The sequence below is a fragment of the Ruminococcus sp. CAG:57 genome, assembly GCF_000435935.1.
Lineage (GTDB): Bacteria > Bacillota > Clostridia > Oscillospirales > Ruminococcaceae > Hominimerdicola > Hominimerdicola aceti.
On the sequence record NZ_FR890738.1, the window covers coordinates 60255 to 69659 of the forward strand.

Annotated in this window: 10 protein-coding genes; all 10 read left to right on the plus strand. The window is 44.9% G+C overall.

The annotated features are described in order from the left end of the window. Positions 1-981: primosomal protein N' (gene priA / locus QVO88_RS07310; protein WP_288177871.1), on the plus strand; the 981-nt coding region annotated here is incomplete at its 5' end. 18 nt (positions 982-999) lie between these two features. Beyond that, the gene (gene def / locus QVO88_RS07315; RefSeq protein WP_022287846.1) at positions 1000-1461 is read left to right on the plus strand and encodes a peptide deformylase; all 462 of its coding nucleotides are present in this window, start codon (positions 1000-1002) and stop codon (positions 1459-1461) included. Further along, positions 1461-2393 carry a methionyl-tRNA formyltransferase gene (fmt, locus tag QVO88_RS07320; RefSeq protein WP_022287847.1) on the plus strand — a complete coding sequence of 311 codons (933 nt, stop codon included), beginning with the start codon at positions 1461-1463 and terminating at the stop codon, positions 2391-2393. The genes def and fmt overlap by 1 nt, the downstream gene beginning before the upstream one ends. A 12-nt stretch (positions 2394-2405) precedes the next feature. Further along, positions 2406-3722 (plus strand): 16S rRNA (cytosine(967)-C(5))-methyltransferase RsmB, encoded by a 1317-nt coding sequence (gene rsmB / locus QVO88_RS07325; RefSeq protein ID WP_022287848.1) that lies wholly within the window; start codon positions 2406-2408, stop codon positions 3720-3722. A 4-nt stretch (positions 3723-3726) separates the two neighbouring features. Continuing rightward, positions 3727-4773, plus strand: a complete 1047-nt coding sequence (gene rlmN, locus QVO88_RS07330) for a 23S rRNA (adenine(2503)-C(2))-methyltransferase RlmN (protein ID WP_022287849.1) — start codon at positions 3727-3729, stop codon at positions 4771-4773. Between the two features lie 9 nt (positions 4774-4782). Beyond that, positions 4783-5520 (plus strand): Stp1/IreP family PP2C-type Ser/Thr phosphatase, encoded by a 738-nt coding sequence (locus QVO88_RS07335; RefSeq protein WP_242843618.1) that lies wholly within the window; start codon positions 4783-4785, stop codon positions 5518-5520. A gap of 42 nt (positions 5521-5562) precedes the next feature. Continuing rightward, complete coding sequence (gene pknB / locus QVO88_RS07340; RefSeq protein WP_022287851.1) at positions 5563-7683, plus strand: Stk1 family PASTA domain-containing Ser/Thr kinase; 2121 nt, start codon at positions 5563-5565, stop codon at positions 7681-7683. A gap of 3 nt (positions 7684-7686) precedes the next feature. After that, positions 7687-8571: a ribosome small subunit-dependent GTPase A gene (gene rsgA, locus QVO88_RS07345; protein ID WP_022287852.1), complete on the plus strand. Its 885-nt coding sequence runs from the start codon at positions 7687-7689 to the stop codon at positions 8569-8571. Beyond that, positions 8564-9223, plus strand: a complete 660-nt coding sequence (locus QVO88_RS07350; protein ID WP_022287853.1) for a thiamine diphosphokinase — start codon at positions 8564-8566, stop codon at positions 9221-9223. Before rsgA ends, QVO88_RS07350 begins: the two co-directional genes overlap by 8 nt. Before the next feature lie 43 nt (positions 9224-9266). Then, complete coding sequence (gene spoVM, locus QVO88_RS12335; protein ID WP_117856231.1) at positions 9267-9350, plus strand: stage V sporulation protein SpoVM; 84 nt, start codon at positions 9267-9269, stop codon at positions 9348-9350. The last annotated feature ends 55 nt before the right edge of the window (positions 9351-9405 follow it).

Genomic DNA, 9405 nt, shown 5'->3' on the forward strand with positions numbered 1-9405 from the left:
CTCACAGAAGTGCTTGCGAAAAAAGAGCAGGCTATCCTGCTTTTAAACAGGCGTGGCTATACAACGTATATCACTTGCATGGACTGCCGTCAGCCTGTGGCTTGCCCTAATTGCAATATACCCCTGACTTATCATAAGAAAAACGATAGGTATATGTGCCACTACTGCGGATATACCATGGATAATATAGAGCACTGTCCACAGTGCGGCTCACAGCGGCTCAAATCAAGCGGTGTGGGAACTCAGCGTGTGGAGGACGAGCTTGAAAGGCTTTTTCCGCAGGCAAGGCTTCTGCGAATGGACGCTGACACCACTTCTTCGAGATATTCCTATGAGGAGAATTTCAAGGCTTTTGAGAAAGGCGAGTATGATATAATGCTCGGCACTCAAATGATAGCAAAGGGACTAAATTTCCCGAACGTCACAATGGTGGGTGTCATATCCCTTGACAAGGCACTGTTCACAGGGGATTTTCGCAGCTATGAGAGAACATTCTCACTGCTCACTCAGGTGGCAGGAAGAAGCGGCAGAGGAGATAAACCAGGGGTCGCATACATTCAGACCTTTGTGCCTGACCATTATGTGCTGAACCTTGCGGCAGAGCAAAATTATGATGAGTTTTATAAAGAGGAGATAGCCTTGAGAAAGTCGCTGACATATCCGCCTTTCTGCGATATATGCGTCATAGGCTTTTCAGCACCCCTTGAAAGCAAGGTAATAGGCGCTTCACGCTGGGTGACTCAGCTTATAAAAGAGTATATCTCACAGCATAGGGTGAATTTTCCACTCAGAGCGCTAGGCCCTGCACCTTGCACATTTGAAATGATAAATAATCGCTACAGATACAGACTTATCCTGAAAACACGCAATACTGCGGATTTTCGGGAGATGATAAAGCATGTTCTGGGCGAGTTCTATAAAAATAAAGATTATCAGACAGTTCGTATTTATGCCGACATAAACGGCGATATCGGGCTTTAAGAAAGGATAGTTAAATAAATGGCACTCAGAAAAATACTTAATAAGAGCGACGAGATTCTTCACAAGGTCTGCAAGCCTGTTACAGAATTTGACGACAAGCTTGGTCAGCTTCTTGACGATATGACAGAAACCCTGAAAAACGCCAACGGCGTTGGTCTTGCAGGTCCACAGGTGGCAAAGCTGAGAAGAGTGGTCGTTATAATAATCGACGATAAGGTTTACGAGCTTATCAACCCAGAGATAACATGGCAGAGCGAGGAAAAGCAGAGAGTTCTGGAGGGCTGTCTTTCATGCCCGAACGAGTGGGGCTATGTTACAAGACCTATGAGAGTTAAGTTCAAGGCGCAGGACAGACACGGCAAGTGGTACGAAATGGAAGTATCAGAACTGTTTGCACAGTGCGTTTGCCATGAGCTTGCACACCTTGAGGGTCATCTGTTTACTGAGATAGTTGAAGAATTTGTAGAGGTCGAGGACTAATGAAAATAATCTTCATGGGTACGCCAGATTTTGCCGTACCAACGCTGAAAAAGCTTTATGACAGCGGATATGAGGTGCAGGCTGTTTTCACTCAGCCTGATAAGCCAAAGGGCAGAGGTTATAAGCTTACTCCGCCGCCGGTCAAAGTGCTGGCTCAGGAGCATGACACAACTGTTTATCAGCCGCAAAGCCTTAAAAAAGACGGCGAGGAGTATGTTAAAATTATCAATGACCTTGCCCCTGATTGTATCGTGGTGGCGGCTTATGGCAAAATGCTCCCTAAGTCGGTGCTTGATATACCAAGACTTGGATGTGTGAACGTCCATGGCTCGCTGCTTCCTAAATATCGTGGAGCAGGTCCGATACAGTGGGCTGTGCTTAATGACGAGGCTGAAACTGGAATTACGACGATGCTTATGGGCGAGGGCATGGATACAGGAGATATCCTTGTGGAAAAGGCTACTCCTATCGGCGAGAACGAAACAGCCGCTGAGCTTTTTGACAGACTTGCTGAAATGGGTGCAGAGGTGCTTGTTGATACCCTTGAAAAGCTCGATAAGGGTGAGATAACTCCTGTTAAGCAGGACGAGAGCCTTGCGACTTATGCACCAATGCTCTCAAAGGAGCTTTGCCCTATAGATTTCACAAAGCCTGTGAGAACGATACACAAACAGATATGCGGTCTGTCTGATTGGCCATGCGCTACTACAGTGCTTGAGGGCAAAAGGCTGAAAGTATATAAGTCTGAGATAGCTTCCACAAAGCCTTGCGGAAAGCCTGCGGGCACTGTGGTGGATAACAGCGACTTTTCTGTTGCCTGCTCAGACGGAGTCATAAGATTTACTCAGGTGCAGGCTGAGGGCTCAAAGAGAATGGATACCGCTGATTTTCTCAGAGGCAGACATATCGAGAACGGCACTGTGCTGGGATAATTCGGAGGAACTATGGGAAACGCCAGAAAAACGGTTTTAAGGCTGCTTACAAGGCTTGAAAACAGCGGCTCATATTCAAATATACTTCTTGACGAGGGCCTTGAAAGGTCAGACCTTTCACCTCAGGACAAGAAATTCGCCGCAGCTCTTTTCTACGGCGTTTTGGAAAGACAGATAACTCTTGATAACATTATTCGGGAATATTCACGCAACCCTAAGAATAAGCTTGGTACTGAGGTCAGAGTTATACTGAGAATGGGTCTTTATCAGCTTTTATATATGGACTCCGTTCCTGACAATGCGGCTGTGGACGAGTCTGTGAAGCTTGCAAAGAAAAACAGAAATCCTGCGGCAAGCGGCTTTGTGAACGCAATGCTAAGGGAGTTTATAAGAAACGACAAAAAGCTTCCAAAGGGCAGAAATGCTACGGAGGAGCTTTCTATAGAATACTCCGCACCTGTATGGCTGACGGAGAAGTGGACAAGGGAATATGGTAAGGACATCTGCCTTGAAATGCTGAAAACCTCTGTGGGACAGGCACCTGTCACCGCAAGAGTGAACACGGTATTTCATTCTCTTGAAAGCACACTGGATATGCTCGCTGAGGAGGGCATTACCTTTGAAAGGCTGTCCGTCCTGCCTGATTGCATAAGGATATGCGGTGCAGGAGCGGTGGAGCATACTAAGGCTTACAAAGAGGGCAGGATACACGTTCAGGATCTTTCGAGCCAGCTTTGCTGTGCGGCTCTTGATCCTAAGGAGAACGATACAGTTCTTGATCTTTGTGCCGCACCTGGTGGAAAGACCTTTACAATTGCCGAGCGTATGAACAACAAGGGCAGAGTGCTTGCTTTTGATCTGCATAGAAATCGTGCAGGGCTTATTGAAAGCGGTGCCAAAAGGCTTGGACTTGACTGCATAAGGGCAGGTGTCAACAACGCAAAGGTCTATGACGAGAAAATGCCAAAGGCTGACAAAGTGCTTTGCGACGCACCTTGTTCCGGACTTGGCGTAATAAGAAGAAAACCTGAGATAAAGTATAAAGAACCCTCAGATTTCGACAGACTTCCTGAAATACAGTATGATATACTGAAAACGTCAGCGGAGTATGTAAAAGTCGGCGGAACGCTGGTGTATTCCACCTGCACGCTGTCAAGGGCGGAAAATGATGAGGTGGCAGACAGATTTTTGGCTGAACACCCTGATTTTGAGCCTGCATCGCTAGGCGAGGCTTTCGGTAGCGACAGCGGTCTTTGCAGAATGTCTATCACACCTGCAAAATATAATTCAGACGGATTTTTTATTGCTAAGTTTATCAGGCTGAGGTGAACTTTTGGTAGCATTTGATGATAATGGAAAAATAGATATATTGGGGCTTCTGCCTGACGAGCTGGAAGCTGAGATACTAAAGCTTGGAGAAAAGAAGTTCCGTGCAGGGCAGATATTTGATTGGCTTCATGTAAAACGAGTGTCAAGTTTTGATGAAATGACTAATCTATCTGTACAATTAAGGAATCTGCTCAATGAAAAATTTTGTTTAAAATCACTATTTGTGTCAAAAAAGCTTGAATCTCATACCGATAATACTGTAAAATATCTATATGAGCTTGAGGACGGAAATCATGTGGAATCCGTAATAATGGAATACAACTACGGAAACACCATTTGCGTGTCAACTCAGGTGGGCTGCAAAATGGGCTGTCGCTTTTGTGCGTCAACTATTGCAGGCTTCAAGCGTGATCTGACTTCCTCGGAGATTCTGGGACAGATATACGCTTCTGAGCGTGACAGCGGAAGAAAGATATCAGGCGTGGTGCTTATGGGAATAGGCGAGCCCATGGATAACTTTGATAATGTTGTGAATTTCCTTGAAGTGCTGTCCTGTCCAAAGGGCTTTAATATGTCGCTAAGGCACGTTTCGGTGTCTACCTGCGGCATTGTGCCGAGGATATATGAGCTTGCAGAGAAAAAGCTGGGCATAACATTGTCTATCTCTTTGCACGCTTCCAATAATAAGAGCAGGAGCGAGATAATGCCTGTTAATGACAGGTATGATATCAACGAGCTTCTTGCCGCCTGCCGATACTATTTTAAGGTAACGGGCAGGAGAATTTCTTTTGAATATGCTTTGATAGACGGGCATAACGATTCTATGGAGGACGCAAGGGAGCTTGCGGAGCTTCTGGGCGGATTTGTCTGTCATGTGAATATAATCCCTGTTAATAAGATAAAGGAGCGTAATTATCATTCTGACAGAAAGTCAGCCAACAGATTCAGAGGATATCTGGAGAAGCTTGGGATAAACGCTACTGTGAGGCGGACCTTGGGTGCGGATATAGACGCTGCCTGCGGTCAGCTAAGACGAGAATATGAGATCTGATAAAAGGTGGTGAATCGCTTGTTTATAGCGTCTGATACAGACATCGGAAAAAAACGCAGTGAAAATCAGGACAGAGTGCATGCTGAATTTCTTGCTGACAATGTTGCCGTTGCGGTGGTCTGTGACGGTATGGGCGGAGCGTCATCAGGCGGAGTTGCCAGTCAGCTTGCCATTGACGCAGTAGTAAAACGTATCAAGGAAAATTTCCGAAAAGATATGAAACCAAATTCCATAAGAAATCTTATGCTCACTTCAGTGCATTATGCGAATACGATCGTGTATGGCAAGAGCAAGGAGGATATTGACAAAAACGGCATGGGTACTACCTGCGTTGCGGCATTGGTGGTGGATAAGACCGTCTATATGGTGAGCGTGGGCGACAGCCGTGGATATCTTCTTACCAAGGACGGTATAGCTCAGATAACCACTGACCATACTTATGTGGAAATGCTTTATAGGTCGGGTCAGATAACCAAAGAAGAAGCGAAAAATCATCATATGAGAAACGTTATCACAAAGGCTGTGGGCGTTGAATCAGATGTTGAGGTCGATTATTTCGAACTTGAAGAAAATGATAATTTTGCGGTGCTGCTTTGCTCTGACGGTCTGACCAATTATTGCACAGACAATATGATATATGAAACTGTGTTTGGCAATAATCTTGACGAGGCTATAAAACAGCTTATTGCTTTCGCAAACGAATGCGGCGGTAAAGATAATATTACTGCTGCGGTAATAGCAAATTAATGGAATGACAATAAAACATGAATAATATAGGAGTTGAATTACATGGATTCTAATATCGGCAAAAAGCTAGACGGCAGATATGAGATAACCGAGCTTATCGGCGTAGGCGGAATGGCTGACGTTTATAAGGCAGTTGACGTTATGGAAAACCGTACTGTTGCGGTAAAGATACTTAAGCCTGAGTTTTCACAGAACGAGGAATTTCTCAGACGCTTCAGAAACGAGAGCAAGGCTATCGCTGTACTTTCTCACCCTAATATCGTAAAGATATATGACGTGGGATTTTCTGACGAGATACAGTTTATCGTTATGGAGTATATCGACGGCATCACCCTTAAAGAGTTTATCGAGCAGCAGGGCGTGCTTAGATGGAAAGACGCTTTGCACTTTGTAACTCAGATACTCCGTGCTTTGCAGCACGCTCATGATAAGGGTATCGTTCACAGAGATATCAAACCGCAGAACATAATGCTTTTCCCTGACGGAACTATCAAGGTCATGGATTTTGGTATCGCAAGATTTTCAAGGATCGACGGAAAGACACTTTCTGACAAGACTATCGGTTCTGTTCACTATATCTCACCTGAGCAGGCAAGGGGCGATATGACAGATGAAAGATCTGACATATACTCTGTAGGCGTTATGCTCTATGAGATGCTCACAGGCAGAAAGCCTTTTGACGGTGAAAATCCTGTGGCTATCGCTCTCAAGCATATGCAGGAGGATCCGGTTCCGCCAAGAGAGATCATGCCTTCTATCCCAGAGGCTCTTGAAGAAATAGTTATGCACGCTATGGAGAGAGATCCTGCAAGACGTTATCAGTCAGCGGCAGAGATGATAAAGGATATAGACACATTCAAGCTTAATCCATCTGTTGTTTTCGGATATAAGAACAGCCCTGTTCCTATCCCTGTGGCTGATAACAATAACAAATATTTTGACGATGAGCATAGTGAGAACTATGACGACGATGAAGAATATGAGGACGATGACGAAGAAAACGATGACGAGGAAGAAGAGGAAGAAAAGAAGCGTTCTTACGTTGTTCCGATACTCCTTGCTGTTACAGTTGCAGTAGTTATCATTGCAGCGTTCGTTATCGTAGGAGTTGTGTTCAAGTCATTCAGCGGTTCAAACGGTATGCACACAGGTACAGTTACACTGCCAAACTTTGTGGGCAAGAATATCGTTCAGGTTGAGCAGGATTATAAGGATAAGCTTAAATTTGATATCACCGAAGAGTATAATGACCAGTATGACGAGGGAATAATCACATTCCAGGGTCAGGCAGCAGGAAAGTCTGTTAAGGAAGGCTTCACGGTCACACTTACTGTAAGTAAGGGCAAAAAAATGGCAACTATCCCTGACATGGTGAAGAAAGACGGCACTGTGGCTGAAAGCGAGCTTAAGGCTGCAGGATTTATGGTCGTTAAGAGAGATATATGGTCTGAGGATATAGCTTCAGGTCTTGTTGTGAAAACACAGCCGGCAGCAGGCGAGCAGTATGCCGTAGGTGCGACTGTTGCTTTGTTTGTAAGTAAGGGTCCTGTTGAAACAAGAGTCAAAGTACCAAGCGTTGTAGGTCTTACAGAAGAAAAGGCAGTTGCAATGCTCAAGGAGAACAAGCTCAAGGCTGAGGTCAAGGAGATCGAGCATGAGGGCGATAAGGGCAAGGTCATCGAGCAGGATACAGATGAAGGCACATATGTTGAGCGTGACACAACTGTTACTATTTACGTTTCGACCGGAGAAACTTCACCTGTTGAGGTAACATTCTCACTGCCACTCCCAAGTGGTATCCACGGCTCATATTCTATAGACATCTACAATAACGGCAACGTTGCTTATACACAGAAGATCGGCAGTGGAGAATCTGTTGCAGGCGGTTCTGTAAATGTAACTGTAAAGGGCAAGAAGACAGAAACTCTGACTATCTTCATCACAAATGACGAAAATCAGCAGAAGTGCCGTTATGCAGTATATGACATAGATTATGATAAGCAGACAGCTACTCTTAGCGGAAGCCTGAATGAAAGCGGTCTGATCGACATTACTCCGACAACGACCACAACTACTACAACTACGACCACAACAACTATTACAACTACCACTACTGAAGCACCTGCACCGGAGCCTCAGGAGCCAGACGAGCAGGGTCAGTAGTTCATGAATGGAATAATCGTTAAAGCTATCGGAGGCATCTACTATGTAGAAGCCTCCGACGGCATTTATGAATGTAAGGCAAGAGGAGTATTCAGAAGAAAGAACATTTCTCCTGTAGGCGGCGACAGAGTTGAATTTTCATTGGAGGACGACGGAAGCGGAGTTATCGAGAAGATAGAGGAAAGACGCTCATTGCTTATAAGACCGCCTCTTGCAAATCTTGATATGCTTGTGTTCGTTTCGTCTACCTGCGAACCAAGACCTAATCTGCTGTTGCTTGATAAGTTTATTGCAATAGCTGTTTTCAAAAAAATAGAGCCTGTGGTAGTCTTTACAAAGATAGACAAGGAAAGCTGTGACGAGCTTGTGAACATATACAAGGGCGCAGGGATAAAGACCTTTCAGGTAGACAATACCACCGGCGAGGGCAGTGAAGCTGTTAAGGCAGTGCTGGAGGGCAAGCTGTCGGCATTTACAGGAAACACGGGCGTTGGCAAATCGTCACTGCTCAATAATATGTTCCCTGCATTGGGGCTTGCCACCAACGAGATAAGCAAAAAGCTTGGCAGAGGAAAGCACACCACACGCCATGTAGAGCTATACAAGCTGGAGGGCGGTGGTTATATTGCCGATACCCCTGGCTTTTCGTCGTTTGATACCAACAGATATGATATTATTTTCAAGGACAAGCTTGCAGGCTGTTTTCCTGAGTTTCAGAAATACGAGGGCAAGTGCAGATTTCCTGATTGCAGCCACACAAAGGAAAAGGGCTGTGCGGTCATAGAGGCGGTAAAAAATGGCGAGATCGCAAAGTCAAGGCATGAAAGTTATGTGGAAATGTACGAGCAGGCAAAGCAGCTTAAGGAGTGGGAATACAAAAATGACTAAGAAATGCACTATCTTTTCAGGCGGTGAAGCGGTGTCGGCTCAGTGTGTGGCAGAATATAAGCCTTTTATCGACGATTCTCTTGTGATATCCGCTGACAAGGGCTATAAGCTTGCACAGGCAGTGGGCGTAAAGTCGGACATTATTATGGGCGACTTTGATTCCGCTGAAAAACCTGTTTTTGATAATATCGAGGTCTTCCCCTCAGAAAAGGACGATACCGACCTTATGCTTGCCATAAAGCAGGGCTTTGAGTCGGGTTGTGATGATTTTCTCATATTCGGTGCAACAGGTGGACGAGTAGACCACTTACTTGGGAATATCCAATCTCTGGGATATATTTTATCTTGTGGTGGTGAGGGAATGATAGCCGCAGATAGTGAGATAATTCGGCTTTATCGTGCAGGCAGTTACAGGATATATGACCGTGAGGGCTTTTCGTTCTCGCTGGTGGCATATACCGATAAGGTAGAAGGTCTGACCATAAAGGGTGCGAAATATGAAGTAGAGGACTGTCTGCTGACTAATACTTTCCCACTTGGGATATCAAACGTGGTGAAAGGCTTTGATGGGCAGGATAGAAAATATGCTGAGATATCATTCAAAAGCGGCTATCTGCTGTCAGTACAGTCAAAAATGGTAACCGATTTTTGATTTTTGAATAATATAAACTATAACTATTCGGGAGGTAATACTTATGAAAGTTGTAGTTGTAAAAAGTCCAAAGGTCATATCGGGTTTAATGAGGCTTATTTTCAAGATCAAAAAGGAAGAAGAATAGGATAACTGGCGGTACTCATGTGACCCGCCCCCTGTCAAGTAGACAGCGCAAAAAA